The sequence below is a fragment of the Pontimicrobium sp. MEBiC01747 genome, from assembly GCF_053601635.1.
On sequence record NZ_JBSHNS010000039.1, the window covers coordinates 1 to 544 of the forward strand.

Sequence of the window (544 nt, forward strand, 5' to 3'; positions counted from 1 at the left end):
GTATCGCCACGCTTAACAACGTAGATTTGTTCTTGTTTTTTTTCGCTTTCTATTGCTTCGTCAAAAGTATTGCATACTTTAATTTTGCTTTGTCTTTTTGAGTTATGAATATAAGGTGTTACCCATTTTTTTGTAACCCATACGTTTTGAGAGCGTATGGTATTACCTTCATTAAAATCAAATAAATATTCTGGGTGTATATAGATCCCTTTAAAACTCACTTCTAAATGTAAGTGACTTCCTCTCGCATTTCCTGTAGTACCACCTTTGCCGACAACTTGTCCTTTTTTAACACTATCGTTTACTTTTACTAATTGTTTAGATAAATGTGTGTAGGCTGTTTCCAGTCCGTTATAATGCCTAACAATTACTGTTTTACCATGTCCGGAATGGTAGTTTACGTAGCGTACTTTACCATCAAACATAGCACGAACACTATCGCCAGTTACTAAATCGATATCTATGCCTTTGTGTGCTCTTCTGTTTCTCCAGCCATAACGAGAGGTTATTACTTTTTTACGATCTATTGGGGATGCGTATGTAC

At 35.7% G+C, this 544-nt stretch carries 1 protein-coding gene; it reads right to left on the reverse strand.

The window, feature by feature from the left end:
- A partial coding sequence (locus tag ACVC2P_RS00540) for a M23 family metallopeptidase (protein WP_452596533.1) occupies positions 1-544 on the reverse strand: 544 nt, incomplete at both ends.